Annotated in this window: 18 protein-coding genes; 6 read left to right on the forward strand and 12 right to left on the reverse strand. The window is 64.3% G+C overall.

Translation table 11 applies throughout. The features are described from left to right. The first annotated feature begins 92 nt into the window (after positions 1–92). A complete protein-coding gene (locus KVT37_RS17780; protein ID WP_217575349.1) occupies positions 93–1,349 on the forward strand; it encodes a D-amino acid dehydrogenase in 1,257 nt (418 codons plus the stop codon). A 9-nt stretch (positions 1,350–1,358) separates the two neighbouring features. Here the strand turns inward: KVT37_RS17780 and KVT37_RS17785 are convergent, their stop codons facing one another. The 7 genes from KVT37_RS17785 to KVT37_RS17815 form a co-directional block, all read right to left on the reverse strand. Continuing rightward, the gene (locus tag KVT37_RS17785) at positions 1,359–2,723 is read right to left on the reverse strand and encodes an FGGY-family carbohydrate kinase (protein ID WP_217575351.1); all 1,365 of its coding nucleotides are present in this window, start codon (positions 2,721–2,723) and stop codon (positions 1,359–1,361) included. Continuing rightward, on the reverse strand, positions 2,720–3,034 hold the full coding sequence (gene rhaM, locus KVT37_RS17790; RefSeq protein WP_217575354.1) for an L-rhamnose mutarotase: 315 nt from the start codon (positions 3,032–3,034) through the stop codon (positions 2,720–2,722). Before rhaM ends, KVT37_RS17785 begins: the two co-directional genes overlap by 4 nt. Continuing rightward, a complete protein-coding gene (locus KVT37_RS17795; RefSeq protein ID WP_217575356.1) occupies positions 3,034–4,035 on the reverse strand; it encodes an ABC transporter permease in 1,002 nt (333 codons plus the stop codon). The genes rhaM and KVT37_RS17795 overlap by 1 nt, the downstream gene beginning before the upstream one ends. Further along, a complete protein-coding gene (locus KVT37_RS17800; RefSeq protein ID WP_217575358.1) occupies positions 4,032–5,009 on the reverse strand; it encodes an ABC transporter permease in 978 nt (325 codons plus the stop codon). The genes KVT37_RS17795 and KVT37_RS17800 overlap by 4 nt, the downstream gene beginning before the upstream one ends. After that, complete coding sequence (locus KVT37_RS17805; RefSeq protein ID WP_217575424.1) at positions 5,006–6,541, reverse strand: sugar ABC transporter ATP-binding protein; 1,536 nt, start codon at positions 6,539–6,541, stop codon at positions 5,006–5,008. Before KVT37_RS17805 ends, KVT37_RS17800 begins: the two co-directional genes overlap by 4 nt. A gap of 108 nt (positions 6,542–6,649) precedes the next feature. Then, positions 6,650–7,645 (reverse strand): rhamnose ABC transporter substrate-binding protein, encoded by a 996-nt coding sequence (gene rhaS / locus KVT37_RS17810; protein WP_140647400.1) that lies wholly within the window; start codon positions 7,643–7,645, stop codon positions 6,650–6,652. A 56-nt stretch (positions 7,646–7,701) separates the two neighbouring features. Beyond that, positions 7,702–8,511, reverse strand: a complete 810-nt coding sequence (locus tag KVT37_RS17815) for a DeoR/GlpR family DNA-binding transcription regulator (protein WP_217575360.1) — start codon at positions 8,509–8,511, stop codon at positions 7,702–7,704. Between the two features lie 190 nt (positions 8,512–8,701). On the opposite strand from KVT37_RS17815, the gene KVT37_RS17820 reads away from it, so the two are divergent. The 3 genes from KVT37_RS17820 to ggt all read left to right on the forward strand — a co-directional run bounded on the left by KVT37_RS17820 (position 8,702) and on the right by ggt (position 14,029). Then, positions 8,702–10,804: a bifunctional rhamnulose-1-phosphate aldolase/short-chain dehydrogenase gene (locus KVT37_RS17820; protein ID WP_217575362.1), complete on the forward strand. Its 2,103-nt coding sequence runs from the start codon at positions 8,702–8,704 to the stop codon at positions 10,802–10,804. A 93-nt stretch (positions 10,805–10,897) separates the two neighbouring features. Continuing rightward, positions 10,898–12,190 (forward strand): L-rhamnose catabolism isomerase, encoded by a 1,293-nt coding sequence (gene rhaI / locus KVT37_RS17825; RefSeq protein ID WP_217575364.1) that lies wholly within the window; start codon positions 10,898–10,900, stop codon positions 12,188–12,190. A gap of 99 nt (positions 12,191–12,289) precedes the next feature. After that, the gene (ggt, locus tag KVT37_RS17830; protein WP_217575366.1) at positions 12,290–14,029 is read left to right on the forward strand and encodes a gamma-glutamyltransferase; all 1,740 of its coding nucleotides are present in this window, start codon (positions 12,290–12,292) and stop codon (positions 14,027–14,029) included. A 56-nt stretch (positions 14,030–14,085) separates the two neighbouring features. On the opposite strand, the gene KVT37_RS17835 is transcribed toward ggt, so the two are convergent. The 3 genes from KVT37_RS17835 to KVT37_RS17845 form a co-directional block, all read right to left on the reverse strand. After that, on the reverse strand, positions 14,086–14,433 hold the full coding sequence (locus KVT37_RS17835; protein ID WP_246680626.1) for a hypothetical protein: 348 nt from the start codon (positions 14,431–14,433) through the stop codon (positions 14,086–14,088). A gap of 120 nt (positions 14,434–14,553) precedes the next feature. Next, positions 14,554–15,948: a sigma-54 dependent transcriptional regulator gene (locus tag KVT37_RS17840; RefSeq protein ID WP_217575368.1), complete on the reverse strand. Its 1,395-nt coding sequence runs from the start codon at positions 15,946–15,948 to the stop codon at positions 14,554–14,556. Next, entirely contained in the window at positions 15,945–17,810 is a 1,866-nt protein-coding gene (locus KVT37_RS17845; protein ID WP_254634090.1) for a sensor histidine kinase, read from the reverse strand. Before KVT37_RS17845 ends, KVT37_RS17840 begins: the two co-directional genes overlap by 4 nt. 236 nt (positions 17,811–18,046) lie before the next feature. Here KVT37_RS17845 and KVT37_RS17850 point away from each other — a divergent pair, with 236 nt between their 5' ends. Then, positions 18,047–19,384 carry a dicarboxylate/amino acid:cation symporter gene (locus tag KVT37_RS17850; protein ID WP_217575372.1) on the forward strand — a complete coding sequence of 446 codons (1,338 nt, stop codon included), beginning with the start codon at positions 18,047–18,049 and terminating at the stop codon, positions 19,382–19,384. Positions 19,385–19,513: 129 nt separating this feature from the next. Next, positions 19,514–20,095: a histidine phosphatase family protein gene (locus tag KVT37_RS17855; protein WP_217575374.1), complete on the forward strand. Its 582-nt coding sequence runs from the start codon at positions 19,514–19,516 to the stop codon at positions 20,093–20,095. 124 nt (positions 20,096–20,219) lie between these two features. Here the strand turns inward: KVT37_RS17855 and KVT37_RS17860 are convergent, their stop codons facing one another. Continuing rightward, positions 20,220–20,984, reverse strand: a complete 765-nt coding sequence (locus KVT37_RS17860; RefSeq protein WP_217575376.1) for a pseudouridine synthase — start codon at positions 20,982–20,984, stop codon at positions 20,220–20,222. A 66-nt stretch (positions 20,985–21,050) separates the two neighbouring features. Continuing rightward, complete coding sequence (locus KVT37_RS17865; RefSeq protein ID WP_217575378.1) at positions 21,051–23,198, reverse strand: TonB-dependent siderophore receptor; 2,148 nt, start codon at positions 23,196–23,198, stop codon at positions 21,051–21,053. Positions 23,199–23,276 lie beyond the last annotated feature (78 nt).

A 23,276-nucleotide genomic window follows, 5' to 3' on the forward strand; every position in this document is an offset into this window, starting at 1 on the left:
GCCAAGGACTCGTCCGGCGCTGCGAGACGCGCTATGGGATCGCCAGGGGCGTTGTCCAAGCGTCGCTCCCTGTTCGATCCTGAGGGGATGGCATGAAGGTCCTGGTTCTTGGCGCCGGCGTGGTTGGCACGGCGGCCGCCTACTATCTGGCCAAAGACGGTCACGAGGTGACGGTGATCGAGCGCCACGAAGCGGCGGCGCGCGGCACCAGCCAGTCGAATGCCGGCCTGGTGTCGCCGGGCGATGCCACCGCCTGGGCTTCGCCCGCCGCGCTGAAGACCTTCCTGCGCGCGCTTTGGAACCACGATCTCGGCATCAAGGTCAGGCTGCGCCTCGACCCCTATTTCTATCTCTGGAGCCTGCGCTTCCTGCGCGAATGCACCGTGAAGCGGCTGCGCGCCAACACCGATATCAAGCTGAGATTGGCGCTCCATTCTCGCGAGTGCATCAATCAACTGTCGGAGGAAACCGGCATCCGGTACGACGAGCGAAAGAAGGGCATTCTCTACTTCTTCCGCTCCCAGAAGAGCCTCGACACCGGCACCGACAACTACCGCTATCTCGCGGAGCACGGCCTGCCGATCGAGATCGTCGGCCGCGAGCGCCTGGTCGAGCTGGAGCCCGGCCTTGCCGGCGTCAAGGAAAAGATCGCCGGCGGCATCTATTCGCCGATCGATCAGACCGGCGATTCCAAGCAGTTCACCGACAGCCTTGCCGCCTATGCCGCCGAAAAGCTTGGCGTGAAGTTTCTGTTCGGCACGACGATCGAGGGCCTCGATATCGAAGGCGACCGCGTGCGCGCGGTCATCACCTCGGCCGGCCCGGTAACCGGCGACGCCGTCGTCATCTCCATGGGGCCGGAAAGCGGCCTGCTTGGACGCCGCTACGGCATCGACCTGCCGGTCTATCCGGTGAAGGGCTACACCGCGACGATTCCGCTGAAGGACGAGAGCAAGGGGCCGACCATGGGCGGCGCCGACGAGGACCGGCTGATCGGCTATTCGAGGCTCGGCAATCGCCTGCGCATGTCCTCGACGGCCGAGTTCACCGGCTTCGACCGCAGCTTCAAGCCGCGCGACTTCAGGACCATCCTCGAAACCGGCAAGGACCTCTTCCCGGGCGCCTTCGACGAGAAGAAAGCCGTGTTTTGGGCCGGCTTGCGGCCGATGATGCCGAACTCGGTTCCGGTGATTGGCCAGGCGAAATACCGCAACCTCTATCTCGACACCGGCCACGGCCATGTCGGCTGGACCATGGCCTGCGGCTCGGGCCAATTCCTCGCCGACGTCGTTGCCGGCCGCAAGCCGCAGATCGACCCTCAGGGATTGCTCTACGGGACAAGACGCTGAGCGGTTGGCTTACGCGGTGGCGATCTTCCGCCACGCTTGCCTGTAGGCTTGCCATGCCGGCTCCGCCGGCGGTTCGGTCCGCTCGCCCATGCTCATCGTGGGTGTGCCGTCCGACGCCAGCAGCGCGGCGCCGATGCTGGTCCCGGTCGAAGTCTCCGATGCGATGACCGGCCGCTCCGTCGCCGCCGCCAACATGCTGACGAAAAGCGGGTTCCGCGCGAAAGGTCCTTCGACGGTCGTCGCTCCATCGCCGCCGATCAATTCCAGGCAGGTCGCGGTCATCAGCGCCAGATAGAACGAAATGGCCGCGAAGCGCTGCCCGGGGCTCAAGTCCTCGGCATTGACCCATTGCGCGTCACGATGCGGAAACGGTCTGGACCCTTGTTGCGTGGAAGGCAGAAGCAGGACCTGCCGCGCCAGCACGACGGCAACATCGTCATCGATCCATTCCTGTGGCTGGCCGTCGGTCAAAAGCGAGAATTCGCGTCCGCCCATGAAGCGCGCCGAAGGCACGGGATCGCCGAGCGCATTGATATTGACCAGCGTGTCGCGCGCCGGGTCGAGTTCAACCTTCCTGCCGCCGACCGCCATCGACACAACCCACGTGCCGGTTGAAACGACGCAGAAGGGCGGCTGGTCGGATAACAGATGCGGCAGCAGCGAGGCGTTGGAATCGTGCAGGCCACAGAACACCGGCGTCTGCGGGTCGAGCCCGGTGCGCCGCGCAAACACCGGCAGGATCGGACCAAGCCGCTCTCTTGCCGGCCGCACCGGCGCCATCAGCTGGCGCCAGCCCATCTTGTCGACCAGCGGCGAATAGTCGGACGTCCAGGGATTCCACAGATCGGTGTGGCAACCGAGCGAGGTGACCTCGTTGGCGGCAATGCCGGTCAGCCGCAGCGCCCAGTATTGCGGATACGTCAGCATCGCGGCCGCCCTGGCGAATTCCGCCGGGAAGCGCTTCTGCTGCCAGAAAAACTGCGCGCCGAGATTGAGGCCGGCCGGCAGCCGCGGCGTGCCGGTCTCGGCGAAGGGCGGGCGGACGGCGTTGTACTCCTCTGTCAGCCTGTCAGGGCCGTCGAATTCATAGTCGAGCACCGGCAGTGCCAGTTCGCCTGAGTGATCGACCAGTGCGCCCGTCGCGCCATGCGTGGTGATCGATATCGCGTCGATTCGCCTTTCGCCGTTAAGATAAGCGAGACTGTTCAGGATGAATGTCCACAGCGCCTCGACATCGTGATGCGGGTAGGGCGCGTGCCGCACCGGCGTATTGGCCATCCGGCGCAGCGCGATCTCGCTCAGCGTCGTGAGATCGACCAGCGCCACCTTGGCGTTGGTCTTGCCGATATCGATGACGGCGACATGGCGGATCATGCCATATGGAACATCGTTTCGAGCGGCACCGCCAGCGGTTCGTTGTCGGCTTTCGTCTCCATCACGTCGGCCATATGTGCCCACCAGCGCTGCATCACCGGATGCCTGGGCAGGTCAGCCATGCCGTGGCCGTCTTCGCGCCAAAGCACGCCGAAGAGGATGTTGGTCTCCTCGTCGAGATGGATCGAATAGTCGGAGACACCGGCCTGTTTCAAAAGCGCGACCAGCGATGGCCAGGTCTCGTCATGGCGGCGCTTGTATTCCGCCTTCATGCCCGGATTGAGCTTCATCTTGAAGGCGTATTTTTCCATCAGGCGAAACGCCCTTCACGCAGCCGCCGCCAGAGGATGGGCAGCGCGATGACGATGATCAGCAAGAGGCCGATGAAGATCGACATGACGATGCCCGGCACGTTGAGCAACCCAAGCCCAAAAGTCACCAGCCCCATGATGAAAGCGGCGAGCACGACGCCGAGGATGCTGCCGGCGCCGCCGAGGATCGAGACGCCGCCGAGCACCACCATCGTGATCGCCTCGAGCTCATAGCCCTGGGCGATCGACGGCCTTGTCGAGCCGAGCCGCGAGGTGATCAGCACGGAGGCGATGCCCGACATCAGGCCAGTGAGGCAAAACAGGATGAACTTGATGCGGCCGACGCGCACGCCGGAGAACTGGCAAGCGACGGGATTGTTGCCGATGGCGAAGACGCGGCGGCCGAAGCTCGTGCGGTGCAGCACGAACCAGTAGATCAAGGCCGCGACGAGAAACAGCGCCAGCTCGAACGAGAACACCCACCAGACATAACCCTGGCCGAAGAAGGCGAAGCTCTCCGGATAACCCTTATAGGCCTGGTCGCCGAGGATGATGAAGGCGATGCCGCGAAACAGGCTCATCGTACCGATGGTGACGACGATGGACGGCAGGCCGAGCCGGGTGACCAGCAGCCCGTTGAAAGCGCCGCAGCCGAGCCCGACCACGATGCCGATCGCAACCAGCACCGGCGTGCCGGCGCCGGCCTGGACGGCCATGCCCATCATCGTCGAGGCGAGCGCGACAATCGCGGCGACCGAGAGATCGATCTCGCCGGAGATGATCAGCAGCGCCATGGCAAGCGCGATCAGGCCTTTTTCGGTGAAGTTGAAGGTGAGGTCCGACAGCGACCACGGATCGAGGAAATAGGGCGAGGCGAAACTATTCACCGTGAAGATGGCGATCGCGATGATGACGAGCAGCGCCTCCCAGGAGAAGATCGCCGAGGACAGCGGCTTGTCGAGCCGGTCGGGAATGTGGCGCGGGGCAGGGGTGTCGGTCATGCCGCTTCCGCCTTTCTCAGGATGATGCGGCCCTGCCGGCGCTCGCCGCGCGCATTGAGCACCACGGCCAGGATGATGGCGCTGCCCGAGATCGCCATCTGCCAGAAGGGCGAGATGTTGATGACCGGCAGCGCGTTGGAGATGATGCCGAGGAACAGCGCGCCGAGCACCGCGCCGCCGACCGAGCCGATGCCGCCGGCGATCGAGATGCCGCCGATGACGCAGGCGGCGATGATGTTGAGCTCATAGCCGTTGGCGACCTCGACCGAGGCGATCACGTAGCGCGAGATCCACAAATAGCCGGCGAGCCCGCCGATCATGCCCGAGATGCAAAACACGATGAATTTGGTGCGGCCGACATCGATGCCGGCATAGACCGAGGCGGTCGGATTGACGCCGATGGCGTAGATCGAGCGGCCGATCGCGGTTCGCGTCATCACCAGGAAGAACAGCGCGATCACCAAAAGCGCGATCCAGGACAGCACCGGCAGGCCGAGCAAGACGACGCGCTGGAAGTTGATGAAATCCGGGCTCATCTGGTCGGCATTGACCCAGGCGCCGCCGGAAACGACGAAGGTGGCGCCGCGATAGATGGTCAGCGTGCCCAGCGTCACCACGATCGACGGGATGTTCAGCCGCCACACCAGGAAACCGTTGATCGCGCCGAGCACCAGGCCGACGAGCAACGCGATGACGATCAGCGCCGGGGTCGGGATTGCCGGATGCGCGGCATTGAGCATCGCCACCACCATGCCGGTGAAGCAGAGGTTCGACGCCATCGACAGGTCGATCGAGCGCGTCAGGATCACCACCATCTGACCCAGCGCCAGGATCATCAGGATCGATGTGTCGTTGAACACCTGGCGCAGATTGGCCGGGTCGGCGAAGCCGGGGAAGCGCGTCGAGATCAGGCCGATCAGCACGACGATGCCTGCCAGCAGCCAGATTTCGCGATATTTGAGGAAGCTTTTCATGCCGCGATCCCCGCTGCCGTTCGAACCAGCGTTTCGGCGTCGAGGCCCTTGTTGTCATAGGTCGCCGCGACCCGGCCTTCACGCATGACCACGACGCGGTCCGACATGCCGAGGATTTCCGGCAGTTCCGACGACACCATGATCACCGAAAGCCCTTGCGCGACCAGTTCGGCCATGAAGCCGTGCACGGCGGCCTTGGAGCCGATGTCGATGCCCTTGGTCGGCTCGTCGAGGATGATCACCTTCGGCGCTGTGGCCAGCCATTTGGCGATCACCACTTTCTGCTGGTTGCCGCCGGAAAGCGTGCCGACATCCTGGCTGAGCGACGAGGCGCGCAGATCGAGCCGCTCGGTGTAGGAGCGGGCGAGCGTGAACTCTTCCGCGAGCTTCAGCACGCCGGATTTCGAGGTGCGCGCAAGCGACGGCAGCGACACGTTCTGGAAGATCGGCAGGCCGATGACCACGCCCTGTTTGCCGCGCTCTTCCGGCACATAGACGATGCCGGCCTCGATCGAATCCGCCGCCGATTTCGGCGCGATCGGCTGGCCATCCAGCGAAATCGCCCCGCGGCTCGTGCGGGTGATGCCGGCAATCGCCTGCATAACCTCGCTGCGGCCGGCGCCGACCAGTCCGTAAAAGCCGAGGATCTCGCCCTTGCGCAGCTCGAAGCCGATGTCGTCGAATTCGGTCGGATGCGACAGGCCGGAGACGGAAAGCACCGGCGCGCCGATCTTCGGCTCGCGCCGCGGAAAGATGTGGTCGACGTTGCGGCCGACCATCATGCGCACGATCTCGTTCTGGCTGGTGTCCTTCAACAGGCCTTCACCGACCATCTCACCGTCGCGGAACACAGTATAACGGTCGGCGATGCGGTAGATCTCGTCGAACTTGTGGCTGATGAAGAGCACCGCCTTCCCTTCGCTCTTCAGGAACTCGATCAAGAGGAACAACTCCTCGATCTCCTTCATCGAGAGCGCTGCTGTCGGCTCGTCCATGATGACGATGCGCGCATCGATCGACATCGCGCGGGCGACAGCCACGAGATGCTTGTTGGCGATGCCGAGGTCCTTCAGCCGCGCGTCGGCATCGATATGGCCGGCGCGCATCGTCTCCAGCACCTCGCGCGCATTCTTGCGCATGGTGCGCCAGTCGATGGTGCCGAGGCGGGTGCGCGGCGCATGTCCTAGGAAGATGTTTTCGGCGACCGACAGATCGTCGAACAGCACGGTTTCCTGGTGGATGGCGGTGATGCCGTGGCCGAAGGCGGCATGCGCGCTGGGCAGCGTCGTGGCCTGGCCGTCAATGCTGATCTCGCCGGAATCCGGCTGGTAGATGCCGGTCATGATCTTGACCAGCGTCGACTTGCCGGCGCCGTTTTCGCCGATCAGCGCGGTGACTTGGCCCGGATAGAGCGACAGGCTGACATTGTGCAGGGCGCGCACGCCCGGAAAACTTTTCGAGATGCCTGAAAGCGTCAGGCGCGGAGAAGCGCTTTGCGACGGGCCAGAGGGCTCGGGCCGCTCCGTCTCCATTTTGCGCTGGGCTGTCGTGTCCATATCCGTATCAGGCCCTGAAAGAAGGTCCGTTTGACGTTGCGGCGGGACAAGTGCCCCGCCGCATGAGCGTTAAGTCGACCAGGATCAATAGATCTTGGAGAACTTCTCGATGTTGGTCTTGTCGAACTGGAAGGGCGGAGCCATCGCGGCCGAGTTGGTGTCGTCGAGCGTCACCTTGCCGACGCGGCCGATCGACAGTGTGGCGCCGGGCTTGGCCTCTTCCTTCTTCACCGCCAGATCATGGGCGAGATAGATCGCCGAGTAGCCGAGGTCGATCGGGTTCCACAGAGCAACCGCCTGGCTGGCGCCGTTGTCGATGAACTTCTTGAACTCCGACGGCAGCGCAAGGCCGGTGACATTGACCTTGCCGATCAGGTTCTCGTCGGTCACCACCTGCGCGGCGGCAACGACGCCGACGGTGGTCGGCGCGATGATCGCCTTGAGGTTCGGATAGGACTTCAACAGGCCCTTGGCCTCGTCGGTGCTCTTGGCCGAGTCGTCATCGCCATAGACGGTGGCGACCAGCTTGATCTTCGGAAACTTCTCAGGCAGCACCTTCTTGGCCGCTTCGATCCAGGCGTTCTGGTTGGTCGCGGTCGAGGAGGCTGACAGGATCGCAACATCGCCGCCTTCCGGCAGGTAGTCGGCGGCGAGCTTGATGATCGTCTCGCCGATCAGGCCGGTGTCGGACGGGTTGAGGTGGAGCTGGCGGCCTTCCTTGGCGACGCCGGAATCCCACGAGATCACGGTGATGCCGCGCTCCATCGCCTTCTTCAGCACCGGCACCAGCGCGTCGGCGTCATTGGCCGAAACGGCGATGGCGTTGACCTTCTGCGCGATCAGCGAATTGATCACCTCGATCTGCGCTTCGGCGGTCGCCTTGGTCGGGCCGGTGTAGATCACGTCGACATCGCCCAGTTCCTTGGCCGCTTCCTCGGCGCCCTTGTTGGCGGCGTCGAAGAAGCCGTTGCCGAGCGACTTCACGACCAGCGCGATCTTGACGTTCTCGGCATAGGCGGCATTCACGAACATGGCGGCGGAAAAGGCCGCCGTAACCAGCAGTTTCTTCAAAAAGCTCATCGAACATCCTCCCTTGAGCGTTTGCATTCCATCGCCGCTGCGGGCGTGAGTTTCCCTCAGGCCTGCAGTGAAGATTCTTCCCTATCGTTTGACTGTTTGCGGGCGACGATCAGCGCCACGCCCGCCGTTTCCAGCATCTTGGCCTCGCGGTCCTCGATTCCGTCATCGGTGATCACGGTTGCGATGCGCGACAGCCCGCACAGGATCAGGCTGGAGCGCATGCGGAATTTCGAGGAATCGACCAGCACCACCAACTCGTCGGCCTGGTCGATCAATTTCTGCTCCGCCTGGATCAGCAGCGGATCGCCCTCCATCAGCCCGAGCGGCCCCAGCCCCTGCGCGCCCATGAACATGCGCCGCGCATAGAAGTTGCGCGTCACGTCATTGTCGAAGGGCGACAGGATGATGTTCTGCTCGCGGTAGATCGTGCCGCCCGACAGCATCACCGTGTTCTTCGAGTGCTTGAGCAGATGCTCGGCGATCGGGAAGGAGTTGGTGAAGATCGGCATGCGGCGCCCGGTCAGGAAATGCACCATCTGGAAGGTGGTGGTGCCGCCATTGATGATGATCGGTTCGCCGTCCGCGCAAAGGTTCACCGCTTCCCGGGCGATCGCGCGTTTCTGCGCGGCGTTCAGCGTTTCGTTGACGGAGAAGGGCCGGCCGGCAAGGCCGATGAACTGCGGCGGCGAGATCGCCTCGGCGCCGCCGCGCACCCGGCGCAAGCGCTTTTGCACGTGCAGCGCCGCGATGTCGCGCCGGATCGTCGCCTCGGAGGAGTCCGTCAGCTCGACCATCTCCTGCACCGTCACCACAGGCTTTTCCTGGACGGCGGACAGAATGATCCTGTGGCGTTCTTTTTCGTGCATGGTTCCTCCCTTGCCCAAGCATCAGGCCTTAGAAAACGCGCAGTGTCAATCATTTCCGATCATATATTTTCATTGTGCAGTGCAATATGATCGATATTGATCGTTTGTGATTGACAAGTGGGACGCTTGCGTAGACATTCCCGAACGAGAAATGAGGGGTGCGGCGTTCGCGCTCCAAGGGAGGATACCTATGCTCGACAAGCGCTCCGGCTCGCGCCTCGCCAATCTTTGGGACGATGCAAAAGCCGAAGGGATGAGCGGTCCCGAGCTTCTGGTCTATCGCTCGAACACGCTGGGATCCGACAAGCGCGTCACCAATTATGGCGGCGGCAACACCTCGTCCAAGGTTTGGCAGAAGGACCCACTGACCGGCGAGGAAGTCGAGGTCTTGTGGGTGAAAGGCTCCGGCGGCGACAGCGCTTCGATCAAGCTCGACGGCTTCGCCACGCTCTACATGGACAAGCTGCGCGCCATTAAGGGGCTTTATCGCGGCCTCGCGCATGAAGACGAGATGGTGGGCTATCTGCCCCACTGCACCTTCAACCTCAATCCGCGCGCGGCCTCGATCGATACGCCGCTGCACGCCTTCGTGCCGAAGCCTTGCGTCGATCACATGCATCCCGACGCCATCATCGCGGTTGCCGCCGCCAAGGATTCCAGGGCGATCACCAAGGAGATCTTCGGCGATGCCATCGGCTGGCTGCCTTGGAAGCGGCCCGGCTTCGAGCTTGGCATGTGGCTGGAGAAATTCTGCCTGGAAAACCCGGACGCCAAGGGCGTCGTGCTCGAAAGCCATGGCCTGTTCACCTGGGGCGGCACGCCGAAGGAATGCTACGAAACGACGATCTCGGTGATCAACCAGGCGATCGACTGGTTCGAGCGCAAATCGCAGGGCAAGGCGATCTTCGGCGGCGAGGCGGTGAAGGCGCTCGACGCGCCGGCGCGCCGCGCCATTGCCGCCAAGCTGATGCCGAGGATTCGCGGCCTGATTTCGGAAAAAAGCCACAAGCTCGGCCATTTCGACGACCAGCCGGCGGTCCTCGAATTCGTCAACTCGAAGGATTTGCGGCCGCTGGCGGCACTGGGCACCTCATGCCCGGATCATTTCCTGCGCACCAAGATCCGGCCGCTGGTGATCGAATTCGACCCGGCGAACCCGGATGTCGACGCCGTGATCGCGCGCCTTGCCGACGACATCGCCGCCTATCGGGTCGGCTACCAGGCCTATTACGACAGCTGCAAGCATCCGGATTCGCCCGCCATTCGCGATCCCAATGCCGTGGTCTATCTGATGCCGGGCGTCGGCATGTTCACCTTCGCCGGCGACAAGGCGACGGCCCGCATCTCCGGCGAATTCTACGTCAACGCCATCAATGTCATGCGCGGCGCCTCCACCGTCTCGTCCTATGTCGGCCTGCCGGCGCAGGAAGCCTTCGACATCGAATATTGGCTGCTCGAGGAAGCGAAGCTCCAGCGCCTGCCGAAGCCGAAAGCGCTGGCCGGTCAGATCGCGCTGGTCACCGGCGGCGCCGGCGGCATCGGTCGCGCCACCGCCAACCGGCTGCTGCGCGAAGGCGCCTGCGTGGTGCTGGCCGACATCGACGAGACAGCGCTCGCCAGCGCCAATGACGAGCTCTCGAAAGCCTTCGGCAAGGACTTCGTCCGTCCGGTGCGCATCGATGTCACTTCCGAGGACCAGGTGCTTTCCGGCTTCGCCGAAACGTCGGTCGAGTTCGGCGGCATCGACATCCTGGTCTCGAACGCCGGCCTGGCGTCTTCCGCGCCGATCGAGGAAACGACGCTGGCGCTTTGGAACAAGAACATGGACATCCTGTCCACCGGCTATTTCCTCGTTTCGCGCGAGGCCTTCCGCCTGTTCCGCGCCCAGAAGATCGGCGGCAACGTCGTCTTCGTCGCCTCCAAGAACGGGCTCGCGGCCTCGCCGAATGCGTCTGCCTATTGCACCGCCAAGGCTGCCGAAATCCATCTCGCCCGCTGCCTCGCGCTGGAGGGCGCGGAAGCGCAGATCAGGGTCAATGTCGTCAACCCGGACGCCGTGCTGCGCGGCTCCAAGATCTGGACGGGCGAGTGGAAGGAACAGCGCGCCGCCGCCTACAAGATGTCGACCGACGATCTGGAGGAGCACTACCGCTCGCGCTCGATGCTGAAGCGCTCGGTCTTCCCGGAAGACATCGCCGAGGCGATCTACTTCTTCGCCTCCGACATGTCGGCCAAGTCGACCGGCAACATCGTCAACGTCGACGCCGGCAACGCGCAAAGTTTTACGCGATAAGCCTTCCTTCTCCCCGTCTCTATACGGGGAGAAGGTGCCGGCAGGCGGATGAGGGGCAGCGCCAGCCGAACGCATTCTTGGGAGGAACAGCTTTTGTCCGAAACGATTATCCGCGCCGATCTCGTCGCCAGCCACAACGCTGCGCGCAAAGCCGACCTCGAGCGCGACTACGCTTCCCTCGGCGAGCGCCTGGACCGCCGCGGCATCGCCATCGACGCCATCCGCGACAAGGTGGAAAAATTCGGCGTGGCGATCCCGTCCTGGGGCGTCGGCACCGGTGGCACGCGCTTCGCCCGCTTTCCCGGCGCCGGCGAGCCGCGCGACATCTTCGACAAGATCGAGGATTGCGCCGTCATCAGCCAGCTGACGCAGGCGACGCCGACCGTCTCGCTGCACATTCCATGGGACAAGGCCGATCCGAACCGGCTGAAGCAGGCGGCCTCGCGCTTCGGCCTCGGCTTCGACGCCATGAACTCCAACACTTTTTCGGACGCGAAGGATCAGCAGCGCTCCTATAAATTCGGCTCGCTCTCCCATGCCGATGCCGGCACGCGCCGCCAGGCGGTAGAGCACAATCTCGAATGCATCGAGATCGGCAAGACGCTGGGCTCCAAGGCGCTGACGGTGTGGATCGGCGACGGTTCGAACTTCCCCGGCCAGGTCAATTTCGCAAAAGCCTTCGAGCACTATCTCGATGCTATGCGCGAAATCTATGCCGGCCTTCCGGACGACTGGCGGCTGTTCACCGAGCACAAGATGTACGAGCCGGCCTTCTATTCGACGGTCGTGCAGGACTGGGGCACCAACTACATCATCGCCAGGGAACTCGGCGACAAAGCCTTCTGCCTGGTCGACCTCGGCCACCATGCGCCCAACGTCAACATCGAGATGATCGTGTCGCGGCTGATCCAGTTCGGCAAGCTGGGCGGCTTCCACTTCAACGATTCCAAATATGGCGACGACGATCTCGATGCCGGCTCGATCGATCCCTACCGGCTGTTCCTGGTCTTCAACGAGTTGGTCGATGCCGAGCTCGCCGGCGCCAAGGGCTTCAACCCCGCCCATATGCTCGACCAGAGCCACAACGTCACCGATCCGATCGAAAGCTTGATGCTGTCGGCGGTCGAGGTGCAGCGCGCCTATGCGCAGGCGCTGCTGGTCGACCGCAAGGCGCTGGAAGGCTTCCAGGACGGGAACGACGCGCTGATGGCGACGCAGACGCTGAAAGCCGCCTACCGCACCGATGTCGAGCCGATCCTCGCCATGGCACGGCTGAGGACCGGCGGCGCCATCGATCCGGTCGCCACCTATCGCGAAGCCGGCTACCGCGCCAAGGTGGCGGCGGAACGGCCGGCGGTCGCGGGTGGAGGTGGCGGCATCGTCTGACAGACAGATATCCGATTTGATCTGGTCCAGCGCCATTGGCGGTGGACAGGTCTGCCGGCAAGGTCTTTCCTAGGCGTCCCCAACGCCAGGAGCACCGCCATGCCCTTGACCCGCCGGGCGCTGATCGGCGTCTCCCTTTCGCTCGCCTTCCTCCTCACACCATCCGCCGCCGCCTTCGCCGCATCGCCGGCTCCCGCCAAGGGCGAGCACGGCATGGTGGTGACCGCCCAGCATCTCGCCACCGAGGTCGGCGTCGAGGTGCTGAAGAAAGGCGGCAACGCCGTCGATGCCGCGGTCGCCGTCGGCTACGCGCTGGCTGTCGTCTATCCCAATGCCGGCAATATCGGCGGCGGCGGTTTCATGACCGTGCGCATGAAGGACGGCCGCACGACCTTCATCGATTTCCGCGAGCGCGCGCCACTTGCCGCCACCAGGACCATGTATCTCGACAAGGACGGCAATCCGGTGAAAGGCGCCAGCCTCGACGGCTATCTCGCCGTCGGGGTGCCGGGCTCCGTCGCCGGTTTCGAGATGGCGCGCGAGAAATACGGCACGCAGTCGCGACAGGATCTGATGGCGCCGGCAATCGCCTACGCCAGGGACGGCTTCCTGCTCAATCAAGGCGACGCAGCCTCTTTCGCCGGCAGCGCCGACCGGCTGGCGAAGGATCCGGCGGCGGCCGCCATCTTCCTGAAAAAAGACGGCAAGCCCTACGGCATCGGCGAGAAGCTCGTTCAGCCGGATCTCGCCGCCTCGCTCTCAGCCATTTCCGAGAAGGGGCCTGAGGCCTTCTACAAGGGCGCCATCGCCAATGAAATCGTCAAGGCGAGCGGCGCCAAAGGCGGCATCCTTGCCAAGGGCGATTTCGAGCAATATGCAGTGCGCGAGCTGAAGCCGGTGACCTGCGACTACCGTGGTTACGAGATCATCTCCTCGCCGCCGCCAAGCTCGGGCGGCGTCATCATCTGCGAAATCCTCAATGTGCTGGAAGGCTATCCGCTGTCCTATCTCGGCGCCGGATCGGCCGAAACGGTCCATGTCATGGTGGAGGCCATGCGGCATGCCTATGTCGACCGCAACTCGGCGCTGGGCGATCCCGATTTCGTCGACAATCCGGTCTCGAAACTGCTCGACAAAGGCTACGCGAAGGACATCCGCGACAAGATCGATCCGTTCCGCGCCGGCGTGTCGAAGGAGCTTATGCCGAAGGGTTTTGGCGAGTCGAAGGAAACCACGCACTATTCGATCATCGACAATGACGGCAATGCCGTCGCGGTCACCTACACGCTGAACGGCTCCTTCGGCGCCGGCGTGGTTGCCGACGGCACCGGCATCCTGCTCAACAACGAGATGGACGATTTCACCCAGAAGCCCGGCGTGCCCAATCTTTACGGGCTGGTCCAGGGCGAGGCCAACGCCATCCAGCCGAGGAAGACGCCTTTATCCTCGATGAGCCCGACGATCGTCATCAGGGACGGTAAGCCGTTCATGGTCATCGGCAGCCCGGGCGGTTCGCGCATCATCACCATCACGCTGGAGGCGATCGTCAACGTCATCGACCACGGCATGAATATCCAGGAGGCGATCGACGCGCCGCGCATCCACCACCAATGGCTGCCCGACACCGTCTATGTCGAACCGTTCGGGCTTTCGCCCGACACCGAAAGGATGCTTGCCGGCATGGGCTACCACCTCGATCTTGCTGACCAGACCTGGGGCCAGGCGGCCGGTATTCTGGTCGGCGGCAAGAGCCTGGCGGAAATCGAGAAGGGCGGCGGCGCGCGCTACAACGGCGCCATCGACAGCCGCGCCGCTGCGGGTGAGGCTTTGGGGTATTAGAGCATGATCCCAAAAAGTGGGAACCGGTTTTTGGAAAAGATCATGCTCAGGTAAAGTTACACCACCAGCGTAATCGTCGAAGCGATCAGCATAACGGCGGCGATGGCGACGAACAGCGCATAGATGCGCGGCCGGTCGAGCAGCAGCGCATTGCCGGAAATCCAGGCCGCCGTGGCGCCGCCAAGCGCGAACAGGAAGCCGTTGCGGTGGCCGAACGACATGGAGGCGGCCATCAGCCCGCCGATGATCAACGCGCCGAAGACGATGATGACCGCGACAGCATATTTCTCGAAATCATTGCCGCCGCCCATCGCCGGCCCCATCGCATTGAGATTGGGCAGGTCGTCCGGGTCGAAAGGGCTGGTCGAGCCGTATTCGTCTTGACCGAGGGATTCGCGCATCATTCGTTCTCCGCTGAGCGGCAACAAACCATCAACGCCTGCCGAGCGCAACCCGGCAACGCCGTCGCGGCGATGCGTTCGCCGCCCGGCTGGTGCCAACGTGCCACGGTTTCCCGGTCGATCTCAACGGCGTAGCGGCGTTGCGGTTCCACCTGATTGATCTACCTTGGAAAAATCGCTGCGCACGATGCCGTGCCGCTGCAGCTTGTCGTAGAAAGTCTTGCGTGGAATGCCGAGCGCCTCGATGGTGCGGCGAACGTCGCCGTCATTGCGACCAAGTGTCTCGCGGATGATCTCGGCCTCGTAGCGATCGAGCCGTTCCGGCAAGGGCGCGGAAGAATCGCTCTGCGCTGCCGCAGGGGAAGACGCCTCGGCGATGTCTTCCAGCCCAAGCACGAAGCGCTCGGCGAAATGGGCGAGTTCGCGTACATTGCCGGGCCAGTCATGCTCCCTGAGCTGACGTTGAACCGCGGCGGAAGTCGCCGGCACGGCGCGCCGGAAACGGGCGGCGGCGCGCTCGGCGAAATAGCCGAACAACAAAGGCACGTCGTCGCGCCTTTCGCGCAGCGGCGGGATTGAGAGCGTCACCACATTGAGCCGGTAATAGAGGTCCTCGCGGAAACCGCCGCGCTGCGCCGGATCGCCGAGATCGACCTTGGCGGCGGCGACGACGCGCAGGTCGACCGGGCGCACCTCATTGGTGCCGAGCGGGGTCACTTCGCGCATTTCGAGTACGCGCAGCATCTGCACCTGCGTCGAGGCTGGCATGCTTTCGATCTCGTCGAGGAACAGCGTGCCGCCGCTGGAATGCTCGATGCGGCCGACGCGCTTCTTCTGCGCGCCGGTGAAGGCGCCGGCTTCATGGCCGAACAGCTCGCTTTCGATGACCGTCTCCGGCAGCGTGCCGCAATTCAGCGCCACGAAATTGCCCTTGGCGCGACGGCTCCAGCGGTGCAGCAGGCCGGCCACCACCTCCTTGCCCGAGCCGGTCTCGCCGGTGACCAGTACATCGACATCGGTGTCGGCGATCTGTCTGAGCGTGCGGCGCAGCCGCTCCATCGCCGGCGTCTGGCCGATCAGCGGCAGGCCTTCCTGCGCCTGCTCGGCCGCCTCGCGCAAGGCGCGGTTTTCCATTACCAGCCGGCGTTTTTCGGCGGCGCGGGCGACGCTCTGCGCCAGCCGCTCAGTGGCGAAAGGCTTGGTGATGAAGTCGTAGGCCCCGTCCTTGATCGCCTTGACGGCCATGGCGATGTCGCCATGGCCGGTGACGAGGATGACGGGGATATCGGGGTCGAGCCGCAGCACGCGGTCGAAAAGCTGCAGCCCGTCGACCTCCGGCATGCGGATATCCGACACCACGACGCCAGCGAAGCTTTTGTCCAGCGTCGCCAGCGCCTCGCGGGCGGCCGAGAACGCCGACACCGCGAAGCCAGCGAGCTCCAGCGTCTGTCTCGTCGCCTTGAGCAGGTCGCTGTCGTCGTCGATCAGGATCACTGGTGCCGGATTGTCCGTGGTCATGCCGCGCCGGCTTTCGAAAGGTGGATGGTGAAGCGTGTGCCCTGGCCGCCGCTCACCACCTCGATGCGGCCGCCATAGTCGGCGACGATGTCCTTGGAGATGACGAGGCCGAGCCCAAGGCCCTTTTCCTTCGACGTGTTGAAGGGCGTGAACAGAGATTTCAGGATCGTGGGCGGAATGCCCGGGCCGTTGTCGGAAACGAACAACGCCACGTCTTCGGCGTTTTCGGCCGCACTGACTTCCACCCGCGCATCGTCGCGCCCCTCAAGCGCCTCCAGCGCATTTTGAAACAGGTTGATCAGCACCTGCTCCAGCCGCAGCCGGTTGCCCATCACTTTCATCGTTGGCGGCGGCAGCGTGATGGCCAGCGCGTCCAGCCGGCCGGCGAAACGGCTCCTGAGCAGCACGACCGCGCCTTCGATGACACCGCGCAATTCGACCGGCTCGGCCGCGGTGCGGCCCTTTCGGGCGAAGGCTTTCAGCTCCTCGGTGATCGAGCCGATGCGCTCGGTAAGTGCTGCGATCGCGCCGAGATTCTCCTCGGCTGAGGAGCTTTGCTTGCGCTCCAGGAAGACGCGCGCATTGTCGGCATAGGCGCGGATGGTCGCCACCGGCTGGTTGATCTCATGCGCAACGCCGGCGGCGACTTGGCCGAGCGTCGCCAGCCGGTTGGCCTGCACCAGCTCCTGCTGCATCACCTGCAGTTTCGCCTCGGTGCTGCGATGATCGGCGATCTCGGCCTGCAGCCGGTCGCGCGCCAGGCTCAGATCCTGCGTGCGCTCGGCGACACGGCGTTCCAGCTCGGTGCGCGCCGCCTGTTCAGCCGCTATCCGCATCTGGCCCGATTGCCTGCGCCACAGCAGATAGGCGGCCAGAGCGATGAGAGGAACGAGAACACCCAGCGCCAGAAGCCGCATCTCGCGTTGCGCGGCGGCGATCGGCGCTTCGGCTGGAACGAGATAGTCGAGCCGCCATGGCGTCGACGGCACCGCCGTCGAAAGCCGCAGATACTCGGCGTCGCTGCCGCCGGGCGTGATGGCATGGACAAGCGCGACATCGGCGGAAAGCGCCTGGGGCCTTGCGATCGGCAAGGGCACCAGCGGCGCATCGCCGAATTGCTGGCTGGCGCGGATCTCGGCGAGCACCGGCCGGCTGAGCGGCTCAGTCGTCAGGAAGCGCCAGGACGGCACGCTGGTGATCAGCACCACGCCATGCGCATCGCTGACATAGGCCGGGCGGTTCGCCTCGTGCCAGTCGGCCTCGAGCTGGTCGAATTCCATCTTGACCACGACGACGCCGAGCGGCCCCGAAGCGCCGTCGACGCGGCGCGAGATGTAAAGGCCGGGACGCTTGGAGACATTGCCGAGCGCGAAATACTCGGCGGTGCCGGTCTGCATTGCGCCTGAGAAATAGGCGCGAAAACTGTAGTCGCTGCCGACGAAGCTCACCGGCTCGCGCCAATTGCTGGAGGCGATCGCCAGGCCATCCGTGCCGGTGACATAGAGCACCGAAGCCTTCGTACCGGAGACAAGTCCTTCGAGCTTGCGGTTCAAGACATCGATCGCGGCGGGGCTGCGTTGCGTCAGCGCGTCATTGACCTGCTGATCCTCCGACAAAAGCAGCGGCAACGCGCGCGGGTTTTCCAGCACCGCGCGCAGCAGCGCGACTTTGAGATTTGCGTCGGTTCGGCCTTGCGTGGCCAAGGCCTCGATCTCGGTCGAACGGCCATAGAGCCCGGCGCCGTAGAGCGCTGCAGCGATGATCGCCAGCGCCACCGCCGCGAACAGCAGCCAGGCACGCCGCGCCCGCCCGGCAAGCAGTTCGGGCGTCGAGGCGAGGGCAGCGGCGGGGCGTTGCAGCATGCGGCATTTGTGCATGTTTTCGCACAAAGCACAATTCGACCTATGCGGATAACCGCACCGACGCCCTTCAAGCTGCGCGTCGCAAGTTCGAAAAAGTCAGCAAAATCAATGAAGCGGGTCTCGGAGCGCAATCTGGCACGGGCGTTGCAAATGCATCTGCAGCAGCCGCGAGGCTGTGGAGGTCAATAGCCCCAGGGAGGTCGAGTTTTCTCGATCGGGGCTGAACGGAGGATATCATGCAGACAGCAATCGCTGCCGCCGAACCGCGCGGCAAGGTTCCCTTTTACCGGCATCTCTATGTGCAGGTTCTGGTGGCGATCGCCGCCGGCATCCTGCTTGGGCATTTCTACCCCGACCTGGGCGCTTCGCTGAAGCCGCTTGGCGACGCGTTCATCAAGCTGGTCAAGATGGTCATCGCGCCGGTGATCTTCCTCACCGTGGCGACCGGCATCGCCGGCGTTTCCGACCTGCACAAGGTCGGCCGCGTCGCCGGCAAGGCGATGATCTACTTCCTCGTCTTCTCGACGCTGGCGCTGATCGTCGGCCTGGTCGTCTCCAACGTCATCCAGCCCGGCGCCGGCATGCACATCAACCCGGCGACGCTCGATCCGTCCAAGGTGGCGACCTTCACCGAGAAGGCGCATGACACGACCATCGTCGGCTTCCTGATGAACATCATCCCTGACACCATCACCGGCGCCTTCGCGCAGGGCGACATCCTGCAGGTGCTGTTCTTCTCGGTGCTGTTCGGCATTGCGCTCGCACTGGTCGGCGAACGCGGCCGTCCGGTCGTCGATTTCCTGCAGGCGCTGACCTCGCCGATCTTCCGCTTGGTCGCCATCCTGATGAAGGCAGCCCCCATCGGCGCTTTCGGCGCCATGGCCTTCACCGTCGGCAAATACGGCATCGGTGCGATCGCCAATCTGGCCTTGCTGATCGGCACCTTCTACCTGACGTCCCTGCTCTTCGTGCTCGTCGTGCTGGGCGCGGTGGCATGGTACAACGGCTTCTCCATCCTGGCGCTGATCCGCTACATCAAGGAAGAGTTGCTGCTGGTGCTCGGCACCTCGTCGTCGGAGGCCGCACTTCCCGGCCTGATGGCCAAGATGGAGCGCGCCGGCTGCAACCGCTCGGTGGTCGGCCTGGTCATCCCGACCGGCTATTCCTTCAACCTCGACGGCACCAACATCTACATGACGCTGGCTGCGCTGTTCATCGCCCAGGCGACCGACACGCCGCTCACCTTCGGCGACCAGATCCTGCTTCTGCTCGTCGCCATGCTGAGCTCGAAGGGTGCCGCCGGCATCACCGGCGCCGGCTTCATCACCTTGGCCGCGACGCTCTCGGTCGTACCGACCGTGCCGGTCGCCGGCATGGCGCTGATCCTCGGCGTCGACCGTTTCATGTCGGAATGCCGCGCGCTCACCAACTTCGTCGGCAACGCGGTCGCGACCATCGTCGTGGCGCGCTGGGAAGGCGAGCTCGACCAGACCAAGTTCGCCGCCGCCATGGCCGGCGAGCTGTCGGAAGAGGCCGACCTCGCGCTGTCCGGCGGCTTGCAGCCCGCGGAGTGACAAGCGGTTCCAGGCCCCTCCCAAGCCTGTGCAGGCCGCGGCTAAGCCGCGGCCTGTTCTTTTTGCCGGCCGCCGCATAGGGTGCGCGAGCCGGATTCTCGGCGAAACATTCAGCCGAGAGGGCGGTCGATGAGCAGTGCGTTTCCCGAAATCTATCTTGTCCGCCATGGCGAGACGGAGTGGAGCGCCTCCGGCAGGCATACCGGACGCACCGACATCCCGCTGACCGCGAAAGGCGAAGAGGCCGCGCGCGGCCTATCCGAGCGTCTCAAGGGCCTGACTTTCCAGGCTGTCTGGTCGAGCCCCTCGCAGCGCGCCTTCGACACCTGCCGGCTCGCCGGCTTCGGCGAGCGCGCCGTCAAGAAGCCGGATCTGCAGGAATGGGACTACGGCGCCTATGAAGGCGTGACGACGAAAGAGATCATTGCCAAGCACCCCGGCTGGAACGTGTTTCGCGACGGCTGCCCGGGCGGCGAGCAGGCCGCCGATGTCGGCGCCAGGGCCGATGCGATCATCGCCGGAATACGGGCAGTCGCCCGCAACGCGCTGATCTTCTCCAGCGCCCATTTCCTGCGCGTCTTCGCGGCACGCTGGGTCGGCCTGCCGCCGGAAGGCGGCGAGCATTTCGTGCTCGACACCGCAAGCCTCAGCGTCCTCGGCTACGAGCACGACCTGACCGAACCGGTCGTCCGCCGTTGGAACCAGAAATAGTCCGGCTTGATAGCAGATAGACTTTGGCGGTTAGCCGAAACGCTCGTGAGGTCGTCATCCACGGGCGGAGCGGGAGCGAAGCGGACGCGCAGACCCGGGGATGACGAAGTTCGGGGCGCAGCCATTAAGCAACAAGCATCGCCAGCTCTTCGTCCGTCAGATGCCGCGCCTGACCCTTGGCAAGCTCGCCGAGCTGAAGGCCACCGATCGCCACCCGGACCAGCCTGAGAACCTCGATGTCGAAAGCGCCGAGCAGGCGGCGGATCTGGCGGTTGCGGCCTTCGTCGAGCACGATCTCCAGCCAGGCCGTGCGGCCGCCGCTGCGCAACAGCGCGATCGAACTTGCCGTCAGCAACTCGCCATCCGCTTCTGCGCCGTTCCGAAAGCGTTCCAGCATCGCCTCGTCTGGTGCGGCTGCGATCTGCACGTGATAGGTTTTGGCGACATGCGAGGCGGGGTCGAGCAGCCCGTTCGCCCAGCGCGTGTCGTTGGTCATCAGGAGCAGACCTTCGCTCGCCTTGTCGAGCCGGCCCACCGGCGAAACGAAGGGCAGGTCGAGCCCTTCCAGGCAGTCATAGACCGTGCCGCGACCCTCGGGGTCGTCGCGGGTGGTGACCAGCCCGCGCGGCTTGTTGAGTATGAGATAGACCTTGCGCTCGGCGGCGATGCGCTCGCCGTCGACGGCGATGCTGTCGCGCTCGAGATCGACCCACAGCGCAGGGTCGCGCGCCACCTTGCCGCCCACCCGCACGCGGCCCTCGGCGATCAGCAGCTCGGCCTGCTTGCGCGAGCAGAGCCCGAGCTTTGACAGCGCCCGGTTGAGGCTGACCTTCCCGCCGGTGGGTCGCAGCGCGGGCTCGGGAGGTTGTCGTGGGGGTTTGCGTGTCATCGGCCGACAGATGCCACGCGCGGCAAGGCCCACGCAACCATGCATGAGCCGGATACGCGCCGGTGCCTAGAACTTCAAATTCAAGCTGCCCTTGATCACCCGCCCCTCGCCATAGATGCAGCTTTGGCCGTAGCAGGTCGAATAATAGGATTTGTCGAACAGGTTCGAGACATTGAGTGCCGCCTGCCAGCCGTTCTTCTTGTAGCGCAGCGCGGCATCGACCAGCGTGTATGCAGGGACGTTGATGCTGTTCTCATTGTCGCCGAAGCTCGAGCCGATGTAGCGCACGCCGGCGCCGAAGCTCAGCCCTTCCAGCATGCCGCTGCCGACCTCGTAATTTGCCCACAGCGAAGCCTGATGCTCAGGCACCAGCGACGGCCGGTTGCCGATCACGTCGGGGGCGTCGTTGGTGATCTCCGCATCGAGATAGGTGTAGGCCGCCGTCATCGAGAGGCCGGATGTCAGGTCGGCATTGGCCTCGACTTCGAGACCGCGGTGGCGCACCGCGCCGGTCTGCACCTGGAACGGACCGCCGGCATAAGTGACGACATTGGTCTTGCGGATGTCGAACAGCGAAGCGGTAATGAAGCCAGGGAAAAAGCTCGGCTCGTACTTCACCCCGACCTCATACTGCTTGCCCTGCGAGGGGCGGAACGCGTCGCCCGACTGGCTCTGGCCGATATTGGTGGTGAAGGATTCGGCGTAGCTGGCATAGGGCGTCACACCGCTGTCGAAGAGATAGCCGACACCGACATTGCTGACGAAGGCATGGTCGTTCTGGTCGTAGCTGCCGCTGCCGCCGGAGCGGTCGTCATTGGTGTGGTCGACCCAGGCCTGCCGGCCGCCGAAAGTCAGGATCCAATGATCGGCGATCTTCGACTGGTTCTGCGCATAGAGGCCGACCTGGCCGATCGTCTCCGCCCTGTCGACCAGGACGCCGGCCGGCGGCGTGATCGGGATCGAATAGTCCGGGTTCAGGATGTCGAGGTCCGGTCCCTGCCCATAATGATTGATGCCATCCACCGACTGTCTGTTGTAGTCCAGACCGACGAGCAGCTTGTTCTCGACCGGCCCGAAATTCGCCTTGTACTCGGCCTGGTTGTCGACGCTGAACAGCCGCGCAGTCTCGTCCACCGTGAACAGGGTGCGCGCCATCGTATGGTCGTCGATCATGCCCGGTCCGCCGAGCCAGTCGCCATAATAGAGCTGCCGGTAGTCGGTATCCTGCTGCGCGTAGCGCAGGTTCTGGCGCACGGTCCAATGCTCGTCGAATTCGTGGCTGAACTGGTAGCCGATCGAACCGTGGTTGGTGTCGTAGCGGTCGAAGTCGGGCGAGCCGGTGAAGAAGCTGCGCGGCAGCTTGGTGTCGAGGCCGACAGGCAGGAACTGGCCGGGCGACAGCCGGTCCCACTGGTAGTTGGCGAGGATGGTCAGCGAGGTCTGCGCGTCCGGCTGCCAGGTCAGCGCCGGTGCGACGAAGACGCGGTCGTTGCGCGAATAGTCGATCTGGGTGGCGCCGTCGCGCACGAGCCCGGTCAGTCGGTAGGACCAGACGCCGGCCTCGTCGATCGGGCCGCCGACATCGAGCCCGGCTTCGACCGTGTCGAAGCTGCCATAGCTGAGGAAGCCGTCATAGATGGGCTTTTCCGTCGGCCGCTTGGTGACCGCGTTGACCATGCCGCCGACTTCGTTCTCGCCATAGAGAACCGAGGCCGGCCCCTTCAGCACCTCGACGCGCTCCAGCCCGTAAGGCTCGATCTTGAAGCCGGAGAAGTCGACGACCTTCTGCGGCAGGCCGTCGCGATAGATCACCGAGGTGCAGATGTCGAAGCCACGGATCAGGCACTGGTCGAAGCGGTCGTCGATACCCCATGGCGCGGTGGTGACGCCGGCGGTGTAGGAGAGGGTGTCCTCCAGCTGCCGCGGCTGGCGGTCGTCCATCTCCTTGCGTGTCACCACCGAGACCGAGCGCGGGATCTCCTTGAGCGGCGTGTCGGTCTTGGAGCCGGTGGTGGTGTTCTTGGCGATATAGCCGTCATCGGGGCCGACCGGGCTGTCGGTCTGCCCTTCGATCTTGATGGGGCTGAGCTCGGTCGCGTTGTCCTGGGCGAAAGCGGGAATGCAGAAGAGCGCCGAAAGGCATGTCGTCGCCAGCAGAAGACCTGGCTTCGTCCATCTGCGCCCGCTCGCCCTGGGACCCACGCCTGATCTCATCCCGATACCCCTCTCGCTGGATATGTGCGGCATCGTCCCAAGCCGCATAAAATCATGACTCATTTGATCATCTTTTAA

It is taken from the genome of Mesorhizobium sp. GbtcB19, assembly GCF_019091085.1.
Taxonomy (GTDB): Bacteria; Pseudomonadota; Alphaproteobacteria; order Rhizobiales; family Rhizobiaceae; genus Mesorhizobium.